The organism is Blautia sp. AF17-9LB, from assembly GCF_003479185.1.
GTDB classification, from domain to species: Bacteria; Bacillota; Clostridia; order Lachnospirales; family Lachnospiraceae; genus Fusicatenibacter; species Fusicatenibacter saccharivorans.
In genome coordinates, this window is the sequence record NZ_QUGU01000013.1 from 51085 (window position 1) to 68683 (window position 17599).

Here is a 17599-nt window from a genome sequence, read left to right on the forward strand (position 1 = left end):
CTCTTTCCTAATTGCCTCAAATAGGGTATGATAGAGAAAGAAAATTACGAAAACAGAGGGAATTTTATGAACGATTATATCCTGGAAGTCTGCGTGGACTCGGCGGAGTCGGCGCTTGCGGCGGCAAAAGGCGGGGCAAGCCGGCTGGAGCTGTGTCAAAATCTGGTGATCGGCGGAACAACGCCGAGTCCGAAGCTGTTTGAGGTGATCCGCAGACAGACAACCATTCCGATTCATGCATTGATCCGCCCGCGGTTCGGGGATTTCTGCTACACCCCATATGAATTAGAAGAAATCCGCGAGGAAGTCGCGATGTACCGCGAACTTGGTGCAGAGGGCGTTGTGGTCGGTGTACTGAAAGAGGATGGAACGATGAATATGGCGGCAATGGAACAGCTGATGGAGGCAGCCGACGGCATGTCCGTGACGCTGCACCGCGCGTTTGATGTCTGCCGCGATCCCAAAGAAGCGCTTGAGCAGGCGGTATCGCTTGGTATGAACACCATTCTCACCTCCGGTCAGCAGGACAGTGCGGTAAAAGGAGCAGAGCTTCTCGCCGAACTGCAGCGCCAGGCGGCGGGACGCATCCGTATTCAGGCGGGCGGCGGTATCTGCGCGGATGCGATCCGCGAGCTGTATCCGAAAACCGGCGTGACCGCCTACCATATGTCCGGAAAAATCGAACTGGCGAGCCCGATGCAGTACCGGAAAGAAAATGTGAACATGGGACTTCCATCCTTAAGCGAATACACCCTCTACCGCACGGACGTCAAAGCCGTACGCAGCGCGAGAGTGGTACTGGAAGAACTTTAAGAAAATAAAAAAAGAAAAGAAAAGGACATAACATTATTATGAAAGCAAATACCATCAGCGGCCAGCGGCAGTATGCGTTCGTCAGCCAGTTTAACTACATCCGCGAAGCCGGAACGGAAGGCGAAGAAAAAGCAGCCTGCCGGATCGAAAAAGAACTTTCTGAAATCGCAGAAAAATGGGGGCAGGGCGAATTGCAGATCCGCCGCGAGCCGTTCGAGATTGAGACATGGCAGGTTGACGAAGCTGTCTTTACGGTCACAGAGCCATATGAGAAAACATACACCGTCCGCGGCTGCTTCGCGGCAGCCAATACCGCTCCGGAAGGCGTGGAGGCACCATTCCTCTACGTAGAAAACGGCGACCCGGTCAGCCTTTCCCATGCAGAAGGGAAAATCGTCCTGATCAACGGCGGTGCCAATGCAGAAAACTATGAAAAACTGGAAAAAGCAGGAGCCGTCGGATTTCTGATCCTGACCGGAACGCCGCTGGACAAAGATGAGGACCGTCTGCCGGACTACCGCACCCTGCGCGGCGTAAAAAATCCGAAACTGCCGTGCGCCGTCATTCATTATCTTGATGCGATGGAACTGGTAGAACGGGGAGCGAGCCGTGCACGCCTCGTTTTACAGCAGAAAAAAATCAGGAGAACGTCGAAAAATATCATCCTGCGCATCCCGGGAACCGAGCAGCCAGAGGAAATCCTGACGCTGACGGCTCATTACGATTCCGTTCCGCAGGGACCTGGTGCATACGACAACATGGCGGGCGCAGCGATCATCATGGAGCTGGCACACTACTTCGCCGAAAACCGCCCGAAACGGACACTGGAATGCATCTGGTTCGGCGCGGAGGAGCTGGGTCTCTGCGGAAGCCGGGCGTATGTGAAAGCGCATGAGGCCGAGCTGGCGCAGCACCGCTTCAACATGAACGTCGACCTCGCCGGACAGGCCATCGGCGGAACCGTGCTTGGCGTGGCAGCAACGAAAGAGGCATGCGACGTGATCATGGAGCACTTAAAACAGGCGGACAAAGGCGTATCGCTCATCAACAACATCTGGAGCAGCGATTCCAACACCTTCGCATGGAAGGGCATCCCGGCGATGACGCTGAACCGCGATGGTTTCGGCATGCATACCTGCCACGATACGATCGACTGGATCTCCGCCTGGTCACTGAACCGGAGCGCCGGTGTCCTGGGCGAAATTGCCGAGTATCTGGCGGATGCAGAACCATTTCCATTTGAAAGAGAAATCCCGGCAGACTTTGCGGAGAGATTAAAAGCTTATTTTGGAGAATAAAAAGGAGAGAACATCATGAGCAAAAAACCAGTATTAGTCATCATGGCAGCAGGAATGGGAAGCCGTTACGGCGGATTAAAACAGATTGATCCGGTTGACCCGTACGGAAATATGATTATCGACTTTTCCATTTATGATGCAAAACAGGCAGGCTTTGAGAAAGTCATCTTTATCATCAAAAAAGCCATCGACGAGGCATTCCGCGAGGGCATCGGCAAGCGAATTGAGAAATACATGGATGTAGAGTATGTTTACCAGGAACTCGACGTTCTCCCGAAAGGCTACGAAGTGCCGGAAGGCCGCGTCAAACCGTGGGGAACCGGTCATGCGATTCTCTGTGCGGCAGAAGCCATCGACGGCGCACCGTTCGCCGTCATCAATTCCGATGATTATTATGGAAGAACGGCATTCGAGGAGATCTACCGCCAGCTGACAACCGAGCAGGACGGCGCGACCTATCAGTACGCGATGGTTGCCTACGACCTGTACAAAACCCTGACCGACAATGGCCACGTAGCCCGCGGCATCTGCACCGCAGACGACCAGAACCACCTTGTCGGCATTCATGAGCGCACAAGAATCGAAAACCACGGCGGACAGGCCGAATACACCGAGGATGACGGCGCAACCTGGACCGGACTGCCGCAGGGAACCATCGTTTCCATGAACCTCTGGGGCTTCACACCGAGCATTCTGATAGAGCTGAAACGCCGCTTCCTGCCGTTCCTCGAGAATGTATACAAAACCAACCCGTTAAAAGGCGAATACTTCCTGCCGTTCGTTGTCGATGAACTGCTGCAGGAGAAAAAAGCGGAAGTCACCGTACTCCGCTCCTATGATAACTGGTACGGCGTAACATACAAAGAAGACAAAGAAAATGTCATGGCAGCACTGCAGAAATTAAAAGACGAGGGCCGTTATCCGCAGAAACTGTGGGAAGAATAACAAACGAACGGTACTGGGAAATTTTCTCCATGAGCGCATCTTTCGCAATGAAAAGAAATCCTGTATAATGGATGGAAGGAAATGCAAGGAGAATACCAATGGATACCTTATATATTGTAATACCAGCCTATAATGAGTCGGAAAATATCAAAAGAACGATCGAGGAATGGTGTCCCGTCGTGGAGAAGCATAACGGCGGCGGTGCGTCCCGTCTTGTGATCATCAACGACGGAAGCCGCGACGATACGTATGAAATTGCTTCAGCAGAGTGTGAAACCCGCCCGTTGCTCACCGTGCTGACGAAGCCAAACGGCGGCCACGGTTCCACCGTTCTGTACGGTTACCGCTATGCACTTGAAAACGGTGCGGACTATATCTTCCAGACCGATTCCGACGGTCAGACCGATCCGGCGGAGTTCGAAAAGTTCTGGCAGATCCGCGAGGGCTACGACGCCATTTTCGGAAACCGCACAAGCCGCGGCGACGGCTTTTCCCGCGCTGTCGTGGAAAAAGTGCTGTGCGCGGTGCTCTGGACCTATTTCCACGTATCCGTGCCGGATGCAAATGCCCCGTTCCGTCTGATGAAAGCAGACTACGTGGCCGAGTATCTGCCGCTGATGCCGGAAAACTACAATCTGCCGAACGCACTGATGACTGCCTTCGGAGCGTATTTTCACCGGAAAATCCGTTTCATCCCGATCAGCTTCAAGCCGCGTCAGGGCGGAACAAATTCCATCAACATCCGTAAAATCGTAAAAATCGGCCGTCAGGCGCTGCACGATTTCTGTGAGATTCAGAAAGCGGCTGCGAAAAAAAGAGGATAAAAAATAATATAAGAGAAGGAACGTATCCCATGTTTCATGAGATACGTTCCTTCTTTTTGTATGCTTATTTTTTATTATGGACCTTATTTTTAATAGAAGCGATGCGATCTTTCCTGATTCATGGAATCCTTTAGTGCCAGAAGTGATTCGATCAGGATCAGAAGCAGGATCACAGCAATCATGACTGCGAGGATCTGATTTGTTCGCTGATGGAACCAGGAGCCGATTCCTGTGTGTGCAGTCTGTGTATTCTCGGCCTGTGCGGCATTTTCAAGAGCTGCAGTTTCCGAAGTAAGAATCTGTGCATCCGGGTCTGTTGTTCTGCCAGATGGTACAATCTGCGTTGCAGCTGGAAGCTGGCTGGAAGAAGTAACAGCGGATGCGGTAACTTCCGGGTGGATGGTGGAAAGATCAACTTCTTCGTCTTCTGTAACAACTGCGCTGGCAATCGGTTCTGCTGCGATCGGTTCGGATGCAGGAACCTGTTCCGGTGCGGTTTTGGATGCAGGAGCTGCGGTTTCCGGAAGAATATTTTCCTGTGCCGGCTGTTCCGAAGCAGATGGCTGTACCACGGTCGGGGTTTCTGCCGGTGCGGATGGCTGTTCCGGAACGGATGGTTCTGGAGCGGCCGGTTCTTCCGGAACTTCCGGTGCAGATGGCTCTTCTGGAAGAGATGGCTCCGGGTCAGTTGCCGGTGTTTTCGGGATTGCGGTACAGTAAACAAGAGAAGTCATCGCCGCCGAAGAATCCGTAATCACAACGGAACCGCCATTGGAAACGGCCTGTCCATTAACATAGAAGGAAATCTGATCCATATCCAGTGTGTAGCCAGGTTCCGTAACCATCGATACGGAGAACGTTCCGTTTACTTCCTCGACCGGTTCGCTGTTCTGATACAGGACATAGGAACCATCATCGGAAAGATATGACATGGTGACCGGCGCATCCATTGTGGAATCCTGAAATGTCAGGGCAGCATCGGTAAAAGCAAGAGCCGCCTGATCGGTGTTCAGATAGAATTCCAGGTCCTGTGCATCGTAATGGGTGAAGTGAATGGTAATTTCACCGGCGTCTGTATTTTCTGCACTTGGAACTGTCTCGGCTGCTGCCGAATACGGAGCGGAAAAAAATAATCCGGCCGCCAGGAGGCCTGCCATTCCGAATCTCAGAATCAAATTTCCTGTGTGTTTTTTCGTTGTCTGTGTGCTGTGTAACATATGACATCCTCCTTTCACCTGATCGGTTTCTAATGTCGGTCTGTTTTATTTTCCTGCGGTAAGTTTCACGTATAAATTGAAAGAAAAATAATTGATAAAATATAAATTTTCTTTCTTTTTAAAGATTATACCATATGTAGAAAGAAATATCATGTAAAAATAAAAAGTTAAAAGAAAATTTGAAAATGCGTCAAAAGTGGAAAAGGTTTGTAATGCATGTCGAAAAATAGAAAAAGAACTGTCACAATTTCTTAAAAAATATTTGCGGAAAAAGAGGGCAGAAAGGGCAGAATGTGAAACAAAAGCAAAATAAAAAGAAGGAAACAAGACACGGAAAAGTATTCCAGGCAGGCCGCATGCAGAAGAAAAAGTGGGAATAAAAACCGATCCAATTCGTCAAAAAAGCGGAAAAGTGGTGAAAAATTGTGGGTTCTATGAAAAAAACGATGGAAAAAGACAGGAATGTTGTCGAAATGTTCCAGTTGACAAAAAGATGTAACACTGGTAGAATCGGTTTGTAACAAGATGTAACAAAAACGTAATAATTGTTCAGGAGGTAAGTATGACATTCAAAAAAAGTTATGTGCCGGGCATCCTGGGGAGCGTGCTCACACTGACTGTCATCATGGCTGCACCCGTAAAAGCAGAGACAAAGGAAGAAACCATTTTAAATAAAACAGACTGGAGCACAATGGCTGCAGCAAACGTAGAAGGATATGTCAACATCCGCAGCGAGGCAAACGCAGATTCCGAGATCGTCGGAGTTCTGATGCCGGGCTATGCGGTTACTGTAACAGAAAAAGGAGACGAGTGGAGCAAGATCTCTTCCAATGGTGTAGAAGGCTACATAAAGAATGAATATCTGGTATTTGGGGAAGAGGCAAAAGCACATTACCGCAATATGTGCGGTATCACCGGAGTTGTTCAGGCGGACAGCCTTCGTGTCCGTGAGGCAGCATCCACAGATTCCGCGCAGGTTGGAACACTGACACAGAATGGTGAAGTCAGCATATTCGGCGAAGAGGCTGACTGGTATCAGATCCAGTACAGCGGAAGCAGCGCATACGTTCATGGAGACTATGTGACACTTTCAGAGGAGTTAAAAGGTGCTGTTTCCATGGAGGAATACCAGGCATCACAGGCCTGTGCGGCAAGCAGCGCAGCAGCAGCCTCCACAGCAGGCAGTGCATCGGTAATTTCCGCAGACAGCAATGATGTGGCAATGCTTGCAGCACTGATCGAGTGCGAGGCAGGCGGCGAGAGCTACACAGGAATGGTGGCAGTCGGAGCGGTTGTAGTAAACCGTGTCAACAGCGGTTCTTTTCCGAACAGTGTTTCCGACGTTATTTATCAGGGTGGACAGTTTACACCGGTTGCGACCGGAACCTTCCAGAGCGTGCTTTCCCGCGGAGCAAGAAGTGACTGTTATGCAGCTGCACAGGCAGCACTTTCCGGCGAGAGCCCGGTTGGCGGATGCCTGTATTTTAACAGCGGCTACGGCAGCGGAATCCAGATCGGATATCAGCATTTTTATTAAAAACAGGCGTGGAACCTTCGCAAGGGGATAGGCGGAGAGAGCATGCATTTCCATAGATTGTGATCGGTTCAAAGTCATGAAAAATGAGATGGAATCGACGGTATAGAAAAAAAGAGTAAGTGAACAAGGGGAGACGTTCACTTACTCTTTTTTTACTCTGAAACAAATACTACCGGATAGTCAAAAAGTGCAGACTATCCTTATGGAGTTTTACAGGAAATGTTGTTGGATTTCCAGTTACGGGACATCGTTATTTTCAAAAATTTTCAACAGCTTGGTTTTCTGGTTATCGGCGCGGAAGTCTGCTAATGTCTGACGCAGTGTTGTATGGCGGACGCGGTAGGTATTGGAGAGAAAACAGAAAAAAGTGATTCCCCAAAATACCGGCCAGAGCAACACACATTTATGAAGCTTGGAAAATCGAAGCTTCATCTGAACATGCCCTTCGTGGAACCAGGCACGGACACCGGCGTGCCGGTAAGAGCCGCGGCTTACGATTTTCCGCTCCGTGTCACTGCCAAAGTCGCCGTCTGCGAGAATTTGTTCCAGAAAGGCAGCACAGTCAGCGGCAGAAGAACGGATCTGCGGGTCAATCGAAGCGGAAAGACCGAAATAAAGATGGCAGGATCCGAGAATCAGCTCATAAAGATGAAAAATTTTTGATTCCCGGCACCAGGAGTGGATTTTCTCAAAATCAATCTCAGATGCATACTGCTTCAGATACAAGGTAAAATCGCAGAGCAGACGGCTGCCGAAACCACTGTAGAGATAGTGTTTGAGCATATGGTGCAGCATATAAAATACATTTTCCGTGGGCGGAAGAACAGGATAGGTTTGACCGTAAAGTTCCACGAAAGACGGCTTCAGATGATCCGGGGAGAAGATCTCATCTATCAGCTCGTTGGCACGGGCAAACTGATAGATGCCAACGATACGGTAATGGAGTTCCAGGGTAAAGGAACGGCCGGTTTCCGGAAAGGTAAAGCGGTAGGTAACATGATGATCACTGTCTTCCGGCTCCTCTGTGTATCCATTCGTCTCGAGAATACGACAGGCACGGGAAAAAGCCTCTTTTTCGGGAATATAAAGGTCCAGATCTCCCAATTTTCGGTATTCGGGAACAGGATAATTGGCAGCGAGGCTCATACCCTTTAAGAGGAAACAGGGAATCTTCTCTGCAAGGAGGAGCGAAAAAGTAAGGCGTGTGAAATGTTCCAGCTGATAATAGGAGAGCAGCATCTGTTTTGTCTGCTGTTTTATCCCGGAAAACGATGGCTGCTGTTCAAAATAAGGCAGAAGAAAAGGAAGTGAACAATGTTTTTCTGCCAGACGGTACAAAGCAGCGGTATCCACCCCATCGAGTGGGATCGGTTCAGACGAATCGGTGCATAAATTTTTCAGAATCTGTAGATAAACGGTATCAAGCGGCTGCATGAGAGACTCCTTTGAAGATTTTTTGTGAAAAGAGAGATATGGTTCAGTATACCACAAAAATGCCGAAATTTGAGCGATAAAATAAAAAAATATTACAGATAACGATAAAAAATAAAATAAAGTTTACAATGAAATAAGTTGGGGCTATAATAAATCTGTCAGTACAGCATTTCATAAACAGCTGTATCAAACACTCAGACAAGTGTAGGGTATAGTCATTTTGAAATGTTCTGGAATGATGGCCTTTCCCACCATCGGGAAGAAAAACGTAAGTGAATGGAGAGAAAGATGACCAGAAAAGGTGAGTTTGTACTCAGACAACTCGCAGATGAATATATTCTGATTCCTTATGGGACAACGACAGAAAAAATGAATCGGGTACTTACCCTAAGTGAAACTGCGGCTTTTATTTATGAACAGACAGGTGATGCCGCGTCTGAGGAGGAGATTGCCAGACGGCTTGGAGAAGCTTATGATGTGCCGGCGGAGGACGTGCAGGAGGATGTAAACGCCGTGCTGCAGACATTGCAAAATTGTGGGGTTCTGGAGTGTGCCTGAAAAACGAAAAATCATTTTCGTAATCTGCAAAAACGAAGAGGATAGTATATGATAGTATTTTTGGTCGGTGGCGAGAGCAGACTGATGGATGATCTGATTACCAAGATGGAAAAAGAAGGACATAAGACGTATCTGTTAACGGGAAAACGGGACAGAAGAGGAAAATACCGCCGTGTCTTTGAACGCTACGATTTTCCTTATGACAGTGAGAGTGTGCAGGAAATATTCTCGAATGTCAATCCGGATCTCGTGCTTTTTCTCGGCGCCTATGATACAAATTATGACTGGAGTGATGCGAGAAAAGAGTCTGTCCGCTATACGGCGGATCTGACCAATATTCTGTCGGCGTATGCATTTAAGCAGGATGGCCGGTTTATTTATTTGTCGTCCGAAGCAGTTTATGGCCGTTCCTACAGCAGTGATATCCACGAAACGGAACCGGCATCCGCGAAAAGCTTTCAGGCAATGGCGCTTCTGCAGGGAGAAAACATCTGCAGAAGCTACCGTGATACCAGAGGGATGGACACGCGGATTCTTCGTTTTGACCATATGTACGGCATTCCGCGAAAAGGAAAAACAGACAGAAATCCGTGTTTTTGGATGACACTGGAAATGCTAAAGACGAATCAGATCGCAGCCAACAGCAGAACTGCTTTTTCCATGATTTACCAGGATGATGCCGTTGCGTTTGCCTATCGCGCAATGATGGAGGAGAGTCCCAAATATCCACTATACCATATCACATCCGGTGAAGCGATCACACAGATGGATCTGGCGGAGCTGATCCGGCAGAACGCAGACGGCGTGGAGATCCGTGACGATACAGTCGGTGAAGGTTTCCGTCTTGTACTGGATGGCAGCCGGTATCAGGAAGAGTTTGACGGAAAGATTTTTGTCCCATATGAGAAGGGCGTGAAAGCCGTTGTCACATATATGCAAAAACACAGCAGCTCGTTTCTGCAGCGTGATGATGCGGGGGCGGGTTGGGGAAACCGGGTATGGAGTCTGTTGTGCCGGATTTTCCGTATGCTGGTTCCGTACATCGAAAATCTGATCTGTTTTATCCCATTTTTTATGATCAACAACCGTGTAGTCGGCAGCCAGTATTTTTCAAAGCTGGATGCGTACCTTCTCTATGTGTTGCTGTTTGCCATCGTATATGGTCAGCAGCAGGCGATTTTCTCGGCCCTGCTGGCGACTGTGGGCTACTGTTTCCGTCAGATGTACCATCAGAGCGGACTGGAAGTGCTGATGGACTACAGCACCTACATCTGGATGGCACAGCTTTTTATCCTGGGAATGGTTGTCGGTTATATGCGGGATCAGATTCTCCAGATTAAAAAGGATGATGAAGAGGAGATCGGGTATCTGCGCGGACAGCTTGGCGATATGACGGAGATCAATGACAGCAACGTGCGCATGAAACAGCTTTTTGAGCTGCAGCTTGTCAACCAGAAGGACAGTCTTGGAAAAATCTATGAAATCACATCGTCGCTGGAACGCTACGGTGCCTATGAGGTGCTTTTCTATGCGGCGCAGACGATTTCGAAGCTGATGAATACAGAGGATGTGGCAATTTATACCGTCGCCAACCGCGTCTATGCGCGTCTCTTTTCGTTCACATCACCGACAGCGCGAAAAATGGGAAATTCCATCCGCTATCCTGAGATGGAGGCAATGTATGAAGACCTCAAAGAGCATCGCGTTTACATCAACAAAACGATGGATGAGCGCTATCCGCTGATGGCGCAGGCTATTTATGCAGAAGATGAGATGCAGATCATCCTGATGCTGTGGGGACTTCCGTGGGACCGCATGAATCTTGCGGAATCCAACCGTCTGACGGTCATCAGCTATCTGATCCAGAATGCAGTGGTGCGGGCAAACCGCTATCTGGAAGCGCTGCACGAACACAGGTATCTGGAACACAGCAAAATTCTCGAAAAAGATGCCTTTACGCAGCTGGTAGCGGCATTTTTCGAGGCGAAGCGAAACGGTCTGACAGAATGCTCACTGGTTCGGATTGTGTGCAGCAGCGAAGATTATAAAAAAGCAGGTGAGATTCTGGAACAGAAGCTGCGTCAGACGGATTATATCGGGATCCTGGATGGCGGGCTGCATGTATTGCTTTCCAATACCGATGAAGAAAATGCGAAAGGTGTGATCTTGCGCTTCGGGGAAGAGGGTCTGAAAAGTATCCTTGTGAACAGGGAGGTGGCAGCGTGATGAGCCATGAAACCCTGACTTTTGTGGTTCTGTGGATCGTCAATGCCCTGATCGCCCTGATCTATCTGCTGATCGGAGCTCTGGTTTATGTTCCGGCGTGTGATTTGAAACAAGAGCAGGGAGAAGAGGTGCAATACGATAACCGGAGAGCCTTTTTGATCCGTTTTATCGTCATGGTGCTCTGCCCGGTCGTCGGTCCGGCGTTTTTTCTGTGCAGTTATCTTCTTTTCAAAACCGTATTCCGTCAGGCAGTCGATCTGGAGGATGTTGTGTTTGGTAAGGAACGTGTGCGGACACATCTGAAGGCGGATGAGGAGCGGGAGCGCAACATAGCACCGCTCGAGGAAGCACTTGCCGTCAGCGATAAACGGAATCTGCGTATGCTGATGCTGAATGTGATCCGCGGCGATCTGCAAAAATCGCTGGAATCGATTACTATGGCACTGAACAGCGAGGATTCCGAGACATCGCATTACGCCGCATCGGTGCTCTGCGATGAACTGAACAAGTTCCGCTCACAGGTACAGAAAATGTATACCGGGATGCAGCAGGAAGGCGAAGAAGAGACGGATTACGAGAAGATGATGCTCGACTATATGAACAGAGTTTTAAGCCAGAAAGTCTTTACAACTCTGGAGCAGACGAAGTACGTCAAGATGCTGGAGGAGGCCACAGAATCGCTGTATCGGAAAAACAGAGAGCGGATCTTCGTAAAACAGTATGAGGGGCTCTGCCTCAGACTTCTGGAACTGAAAAAATTTCCGGAAACTGAAAAATGGTGCCGGCGTCTGGTACAGCAGCATGGAAATACACTGGAGGCGTATACGTGTCAGTTAAAGCTGTATTTTACCATGGGTGAAAGAGAAAAGTTTTTTCAGGTGATGCAGGAACTGAAACAATCGGACGTTATTATCGATAATGAAACGCTGGAGCTGATCCGCATTTTCAGTTAGAGCGTGTTTGAAAAATCATTTCCGCGAAAGGAGGGACGAAGAGATGTCCATGAGATGGCTGACAATTTTACAATTTCTGGAAATTTTTGCCGCCTATGGCATCGTAACTCTGTTTCTCCCCTGGCGGATCCTTCGGAAAAGGTTTCGTTGCTTTTCCGTTGCAGAACAACTGATCGCTTATTTCTTCGCAGGGAATTTTTATATCATTTATCTCGTTTATCTGCTGCAGTTTCTTCGGATCAGCAGCCGTGTGACGCTGCTCCTCGGAACTGCAGGGCCATTCCTTTTTATCTGGATCTGGAAAAGAAAAAAACAGATCCCGGGAGCAATGGAGAGCCTGCTGGTGCGGATCGAACGATTGCTTGATGGAGAGCGGGGCAAAAAGACATCTCTGGCGCAGCTTCGGAGAACCGTTTACGAGCGGTGTTTTCGGGGAAAACGAAAGCAATGGCTGCATGCGCTGCCGGAAATAGCAGTGCTGCTGGCGGCAATTGCAGCGATCACGTATGTGTACGGACCGAATATGGTGGAAACGTTCGGTTACAAAGCAAGTGATATTCCGGTGCACAACTACTGGATCAATGAGCTTGAGCGGAATAATATCTGGGTTGCGGGCGTGTATCCGTATGGATTCCATATTGTGATTTATTATCTTCATATGGTATTTGGAATTCCTACCTATGTGCTGCTTCGGATTTTTGGCGTGGTGCAGACGTATTTTGTGTATCTGGCTCTGGTCGCGGCGCTGAAAATGGTGTGCAGGGGAAGGTTTACGCCGTATTTCGGGATACTGTTTTATGTGATGGATATCTTCAACCAGAGTACGTACGCCCGTTTTGAAAGTGCACTGCCGCAGGAGTTCAGTATGATTTTTGTCCTGACCTCTGTCTGTATGGCGATCCGTTTTTTTCAGGAATTTGCAAAAGAACGGAACGGAAACTGCCGCTGGTATCTGGTACAGTTTGCGATTGGATTTTCGCTGACGCTGACCGTTCATTTTTACGGTACGATGGCTGCAGGCCTGTTTTGTATTGGCGTTGCGGTTGGCTTCTGCTTTCGTTTTTTCCGGTGGAACTATTTCAGAAGAATCCTGATTACGGGAATATTAAGCGTCCTTCTCTCAGTCCTGCCGATGGCGGAGGGCGTTGCGATGGGAAAGGGGCTGCAGGGATCGCTGTACTGGGGAATGAACGTCATTACCGGTGATAAAAAGCAGGGGGATGCGGACACAGCAGGTACTTTATCACAGGACGGTGTATCCGACAGTCTGACGGCCGGCGAAAGCAGCGGCAACGCAACCAAGAATGGTGAAACCGGTTCTGTGCTCAGCCAGTCCCGGATAGAAGAGCTGCGAAAAGAGGCAGAAGAAAGAATACAAAAGCAGCAGAAACCGCTGTCGGAGAGGCTCAAAGAAAAAGGATCGGCAGTGCGGGAAAGCATCCGCGTTAATGTCATGAATGTAAAACCATATATCGCAGAAATTACGCTGGGAAGTATTGCAATTTTACTGCTTCTTGGCATCCTCCTGGCAGTGCTGCGGGAAAACGATTTTGCGGGAGCTGTTTTATCTGCGGCTGTTTATCTGCTATGCATGTGTTCTTTGCAGTGTGCATCGCTGCTGCATCTTCCGGCGCTGATGGATGCCAATCGCTGCGGCATTTTCCTTTGCTATGCCATCTGCTTTGCCTGGGCGCTTGGCGTAGATGCAGTGGTGTATCTGGCGATACGCCGGTGGAAGCGAAGATGGATTGGCGAGATGACTTCTCTCCTGATACTTGTGATGGCTGTAACAGTCGTTTTATCGCAGGGTCTTATAAGAGAGCCGGTAAAAGTCGGAGCGCTGGAAGATAACGGAGCCATGGTATGCGTTACCAATATCTTGCGGGAAAATAAAGATTTTACATGGACAATCTGTTCAGCGAATGATGAGCTTCGCATGACAGAATTTTATGGATATCACTATGAGACCATTACCTTATTAAATCAATTGAAAGATCTGGGGCAGAATCCGGAGATTATAATACCAACGAAATGTGTGTATTTTTTTATTGAAAAAATACCAGTAAGTGTGGATGGGAGTACAGGACATGAGGAGGTAACTGAAGAAGGAGCCAAAGAACCGATACCGGGAGGCTCGGGAATTCTTCCTTATACCAAGGAATCCCGCTGGATCACGATGAGCCATATGTATGAGTGGGCACAGAGGTTCCAAGAGCTTTATCCGAACGAAATGGAAGTTTACTATGAATCCGACAGCTTTATCTGCTATCGCCTTCAGCAGAACGTTAACAGTCCATACAACCTTGCGATTGATTATGGCTACAACAACCCAATGCCAAAATAGAGCAGACAGGAAAAAACAAAGAGACAGACAGGGCTGGAAAAACTGAAATTTCAACAAAAAAGACTTGATGACAGAAGGAGGAAGAAAAAATGGTTTCCCGCAGAACTTTTGCAGCAATCACAATGCTTATGGCAATCATCCTCTTTTTGTTTCAGGGTCTGAATCTGGCAAAGGAAAAACTGAACCACTATGAAAAAAATGCGTATGCGGCAGAGAAAGAAGATTTGGAAGATGGCAGCGGCGCATTTGGAACAGAAGGCGCATCCGGCGAGAAAAACATAACAGGAAGCCGGGGAACGATCGTCTATATCGGAGAAGCCGAGGAGCATTCTGTGGGGGCGGTTGTCTGTGAATGGTGCCGGTATATGAAGTACGAAGCAGCAGTTTATCCATCCATGCGCAAATATGAACAGGCAATGGAGAAGAAAGGTGCAAAGCAGCCGGAGATGATTGTAGTGAATTCAGAAAGCATCGACTGGACCGCCTTAAAGGATGTCATAGATTTGCAGAACAGTGTGGATGAGGGGATCCATGTTGTGTTTGCAAATCTCCCGGAGGTGTCTGTGATCCGGAAAAATCAGAAGCTGCGGGAGCTGCTTGGAATTGCAGAAGTAAAAGAGGATTCTACAACCGTAACGGGGTTGGATCTGTATGACAATCTGATGCTCGGCGGAGAAAATATTTACCGGGCCGAAAATAAGGAAGAAGAAAACAGGCAGGATCTTAAGCTTACGTTTCCATGGTTTAAGCTTGGAGATGGAACCAAAACTTATATGAAAGGCTTTCCGGAGGATCAGACGCTGAAAACCCAGGATTATCCGGTTGTGATCTGGCGGAAAAATTTCGGGACAGCCAGTGTATTTGCCGTAAATGGAGATTATATGGAGGATGAAACCGGGCTGGGACTGCTGACGGGAATGGTGTATGAAACCAGAAATTATCTGATTTATCCGGTTGTAAATGCGCAGAATCTTGTTGTGCAGAACTTTCCGTCACTTGCGGAGGAAAATACGGACAAAATGCAGGAGATTTACGGAAACGGAACAAAAGATGTTAACCGCGATATTGTCTGGCCGTCGATTGCAGCAATCTACAGAAAAAATCATTTTGGTCTTACCTGTATGGTGGCACCAAAACTGGATTATGATGCTCCGGCAGAAGCAGATGGCGAGCTGCTGCATTATTATGCGAAGCTGCTCAACGAAGAAAAAGGCGAGATGGGACTTTCCGGTTTTACAGAATCCGAAACATCCGTAAAGGAAAAATTAGACGAAGATCAGAGCTTCATGCAGAAAAATCTTTCGGATTTTTACTTTTCCTCCTTTTTCAGTGGAAACCTGAGTGAACAGGAGATGGAAACAGCTTTACAGCAGTCTGCTCTTTGGAGTGTCCGCACCGTAGTTAAGAGCAAAGATACGGCTGGCGATCAGGTCAGCTACCTGGATGCACAGACGACACAGCAGAAAATTGTCACGGAAGATACCGGACGTTTTACCTATCGTTCCTGGATGAAAATGAAGAGTATTGAAAGTGCGCTCGGCTATGCCAGTGTAGAGCTGGATTTAAGCAGAGTGATTTATCCGAAAACAGAGGAGGACCGCTGGGAAAAAATCGTCAAAGAATTTGCCTCCAACCTCGGAACCTACTGGCAGCCATTTTCCGGATTTGACGGTACCACGGTTTCCACCTGCGATTCCAGAATCCGCACCTTCCTGAACTTACGCTGCGAGGACGAAAGAGAGGGCGACACCATCACCTTAAAGACCACGGGAACAGAGAAAACTGCGTACTATGTGATTCGGACACACAATGAAAGAGTTGAAAAGGTCACGGGCGGAACGGCAGAAAAGCTGGAGGATTCTGCATGGCTGATCCGCGCGGAAAAGAGTGAAGTAACGATTACACTTCGTGCATCCGACCGGCGGTATTACTATGAAGAGGGGGTGAAAAACGAATGAAAGTCTGTATGGTAGCGGAGGGCTGCTATCCCTTTGTGGTAGGCGGTGTTTCCAGCTGGGTACACAGTCTGATCCAGCTTTTCCCAAAAACAGAATTTATCATCCTCGCCATTGCGGCAAACCGTTCCCAGCGCGGAAAGTATGCGTATGAGCTGCCCCAAAATGTCTCCGCCGTCTATGAACTCTATCTGGACGATGTGGACTGGGGCGGAAGTAAAAAACGACATAAACATCGGCTGAAGAAAGAGCAGTATCAGGCACTTCGAAGTCTGCTTCTTGATCAGGATATCGAGTGGAATGTCCTGTTTGATCTGTTCCGGAAAGAAGATGTTTCCCTGAATGCGCTCCTGATGGGAGAGGATTTTCTAAATGCCGTGAAAGAGTGCTACAACCTGAAATACAGCCAGATCGTTTTCTCTGACTTTTTATGGACTATGCGCTCCATCTATCTGCCGCTGTTTCTCACAATGCAGACCGAGCTCCCGAAGGCGGATCTTTATCACTGCGTTGCAACCGGCTATGCCGGCGTGCTTGGCGCTATGGCAAAGCATTTCTATGGAAGCCGTCTCCTGATTTCGGAACACGGTATTTACACCCGGGAACGCGAGGAGGAGCTGATTAAAGCGAAGTGGGTTGCGGGAATCTACAAAAATATCTGGATTGACCAGTTCCGGAAAATGTCAAAGCTGGCGTACAACGAGGGAACTCTGATTACCTCCCTGTTTGAGCACGCGCGGGAGCTGCAGGTTGAGCTTGGCTGTCCGGTGGAAAAGACGATGGTCACACCGAATGGAATCCGTGTGGAAAATCTTCAGAATATCCCGGGAAAGACCGAAGAGGATGCGGGAATGGTGAACATCGGTGCAGTTCTTCGTGTCACACCCATCAAGGATGTGAAAACGATGATCCAGGCATTTGCCTTTGCAAAAGAGCGCGACAGAAGACTGAAGCTCTGGATCATGGGACCATGGGAGGAGGACCGGGAGTATGCCGAGGAATGCTTCCAGCTCGTATCGGATCTGGAAGTTCCGGACGTGGTATTTACCGGAAGAATCAATATCCGGGATTATCTGGGAAGAATGGATGTGACGATTTTGACCAGCATCAGCGAAGGCCAGCCGCTGACGATTCTGGAGAGCTATGCGGCACACAAGCCGGTTATTGCGACAGATGTCGGAAACTGCTATGGTCTGATCTACGGTGAGAGCGATGATTTCGGCGCAGCCGGAATAGTTACGCATATCATGAATATAGAAGAAATCGCACAGGCAATGCTGGATATGGCGGTCGGTGAGAAAAAACGCCTCGAAATGGGAGAAACCGGATACCGCCGTGTTATGCAGAAATACCGTGTGGAATATATGCAGAAAACATACTGGGAGATTTACCGCGATTTTGCGGAGCAGATGGGCCAGAAATGGCAGGAGGAACCGGTAAAGCTGCCGGAAAAACAGAAATAAAATAAACACCGCAAGGTGGAAAGGGGATAGAT

At 48.5% G+C, this 17599-nt stretch carries 13 protein-coding genes; 11 read left to right on the forward strand and 2 right to left on the reverse strand.

The genetic code is table 11. The annotated features are described in order from the left end of the window. Window positions 1-66: 66 nt before the first annotated feature. The 4 genes from DWX00_RS13915 to DWX00_RS13930 all read left to right on the forward strand — a co-directional run bounded on the left by DWX00_RS13915 (window position 67) and on the right by DWX00_RS13930 (window position 3880). Complete coding sequence (locus DWX00_RS13915) at window positions 67-813, forward strand: copper homeostasis protein CutC (RefSeq protein WP_118595576.1); 747 nt, start codon at window positions 67-69, stop codon at window positions 811-813. Between the two features lie 38 nt (window positions 814-851). After that, window positions 852-2111 (forward strand): M20/M25/M40 family metallo-hydrolase, encoded by a 1260-nt coding sequence (locus DWX00_RS13920; protein ID WP_118595558.1) that lies wholly within the window; start codon window positions 852-854, stop codon window positions 2109-2111. 15 nt (window positions 2112-2126) lie between these two features. Next, entirely contained in the window at window positions 2127-3056 is a 930-nt protein-coding gene (locus DWX00_RS13925; protein WP_055220899.1) for a nucleotidyltransferase family protein, read from the forward strand. Window positions 3057-3154: 98 nt separating this feature from the next. After that, window positions 3155-3880 (forward strand): glycosyltransferase family 2 protein, encoded by a 726-nt coding sequence (locus DWX00_RS13930; RefSeq protein WP_118595559.1) that lies wholly within the window; start codon window positions 3155-3157, stop codon window positions 3878-3880. Window positions 3881-3969: 89 nt separating this feature from the next. Here DWX00_RS13930 and DWX00_RS13935 read toward each other — a convergent pair whose 3' ends face one another. After that, entirely contained in the window at window positions 3970-5097 is a 1128-nt protein-coding gene (locus DWX00_RS13935; RefSeq protein WP_118595560.1) for a hypothetical protein, read from the reverse strand. Between the two features lie 562 nt (window positions 5098-5659). Here DWX00_RS13935 and DWX00_RS13940 point away from each other — a divergent pair. Next, window positions 5660-6634: a cell wall hydrolase gene (locus DWX00_RS13940; protein ID WP_118595561.1), complete on the forward strand. Its 975-nt coding sequence runs from the start codon at window positions 5660-5662 to the stop codon at window positions 6632-6634. Window positions 6635-6871: 237 nt separating this feature from the next. On the opposite strand, the gene DWX00_RS13945 is transcribed toward DWX00_RS13940, so the two are convergent. Continuing rightward, window positions 6872-8068: a nucleotidyltransferase domain-containing protein gene (locus tag DWX00_RS13945; RefSeq protein ID WP_117510152.1), complete on the reverse strand. Its 1197-nt coding sequence runs from the start codon at window positions 8066-8068 to the stop codon at window positions 6872-6874. Between the two features lie 288 nt (window positions 8069-8356). Between DWX00_RS13945 and DWX00_RS13950 the strand changes: the two genes are divergently transcribed. The 6 genes from DWX00_RS13950 to pelF all read left to right on the forward strand — a co-directional run bounded on the left by DWX00_RS13950 (window position 8357) and on the right by pelF (window position 17567). Continuing rightward, window positions 8357-8626, forward strand: coding sequence for a PqqD family protein (locus DWX00_RS13950; RefSeq protein ID WP_158555018.1), 270 nt, complete (start codon window positions 8357-8359; stop codon window positions 8624-8626). 48 nt (window positions 8627-8674) lie between these two features. Continuing rightward, window positions 8675-10852, forward strand: a complete 2178-nt coding sequence (locus DWX00_RS13955) for an NAD-dependent epimerase/dehydratase family protein (protein ID WP_117510150.1) — start codon at window positions 8675-8677, stop codon at window positions 10850-10852. Beyond that, window positions 10852-11805, forward strand: coding sequence for a hypothetical protein (locus tag DWX00_RS13960; RefSeq protein WP_117801626.1), 954 nt, complete (start codon window positions 10852-10854; stop codon window positions 11803-11805). Before DWX00_RS13955 ends, DWX00_RS13960 begins: the two co-directional genes overlap by 1 nt. Before the next feature lie 43 nt (window positions 11806-11848). Continuing rightward, complete coding sequence (locus tag DWX00_RS13965) at window positions 11849-14149, forward strand: hypothetical protein (RefSeq protein WP_118595562.1); 2301 nt, start codon at window positions 11849-11851, stop codon at window positions 14147-14149. Window positions 14150-14238: 89 nt separating this feature from the next. Continuing rightward, window positions 14239-16107 (forward strand): DUF2194 domain-containing protein, encoded by a 1869-nt coding sequence (locus DWX00_RS13970; protein ID WP_118595563.1) that lies wholly within the window; start codon window positions 14239-14241, stop codon window positions 16105-16107. Continuing rightward, window positions 16104-17567: a GT4 family glycosyltransferase PelF gene (gene pelF, locus DWX00_RS13975; RefSeq protein ID WP_117510146.1), complete on the forward strand. Its 1464-nt coding sequence runs from the start codon at window positions 16104-16106 to the stop codon at window positions 17565-17567. Before DWX00_RS13970 ends, pelF begins: the two co-directional genes overlap by 4 nt. The last annotated feature ends 32 nt before the right edge of the window (window positions 17568-17599 follow it).

What these genes read in the sequence shown, in the direction of transcription:
- DWX00_RS13930 (WP_118595559.1), top strand. Translation starts at nt 3,155, where the DNA reads ATGGATACCTTATATATTGTAATACCAGCCTATAATGAGTCGGAAAAT.
- DWX00_RS13970 (WP_118595563.1), top strand. Translation starts at nt 14,239, where the DNA reads ATGGTTTCCCGCAGAACTTTTGCAGCAATCACAATGCTTATGGCAATC.
- DWX00_RS13950 (WP_158555018.1), top strand. Translation starts at nt 8,357, where the DNA reads ATGACCAGAAAAGGTGAGTTTGTACTCAGACAACTCGCAGATGAATAT.
- DWX00_RS13920 (WP_118595558.1), top strand. Translation starts at nt 852, where the DNA reads ATGAAAGCAAATACCATCAGCGGCCAGCGGCAGTATGCGTTCGTCAGC.
- DWX00_RS13915 (WP_118595576.1), top strand. Translation starts at nt 67, where the DNA reads ATGAACGATTATATCCTGGAAGTCTGCGTGGACTCGGCGGAGTCGGCG.
- DWX00_RS13965 (WP_118595562.1), top strand. Translation starts at nt 11,849, where the DNA reads ATGTCCATGAGATGGCTGACAATTTTACAATTTCTGGAAATTTTTGCC.
- DWX00_RS13925 (WP_055220899.1), top strand. Translation starts at nt 2,127, where the DNA reads ATGAGCAAAAAACCAGTATTAGTCATCATGGCAGCAGGAATGGGAAGC.
- DWX00_RS13940 (WP_118595561.1), top strand. Translation starts at nt 5,660, where the DNA reads ATGACATTCAAAAAAAGTTATGTGCCGGGCATCCTGGGGAGCGTGCTC.
- DWX00_RS13955 (WP_117510150.1), top strand. Translation starts at nt 8,675, where the DNA reads ATGATAGTATTTTTGGTCGGTGGCGAGAGCAGACTGATGGATGATCTG.
- DWX00_RS13945 (WP_117510152.1), bottom strand. Translation starts at nt 8,068, where the DNA reads ATGCAGCCGCTTGATACCGTTTATCTACAGATTCTGAAAAATTTATGC.
- pelF (WP_117510146.1), top strand. Translation starts at nt 16,104, where the DNA reads ATGAAAGTCTGTATGGTAGCGGAGGGCTGCTATCCCTTTGTGGTAGGC.
- DWX00_RS13935 (WP_118595560.1), bottom strand. Translation starts at nt 5,097, where the DNA reads ATGTTACACAGCACACAGACAACGAAAAAACACACAGGAAATTTGATT.
- DWX00_RS13960 (WP_117801626.1), top strand. Translation starts at nt 10,852, where the DNA reads ATGAGCCATGAAACCCTGACTTTTGTGGTTCTGTGGATCGTCAATGCC.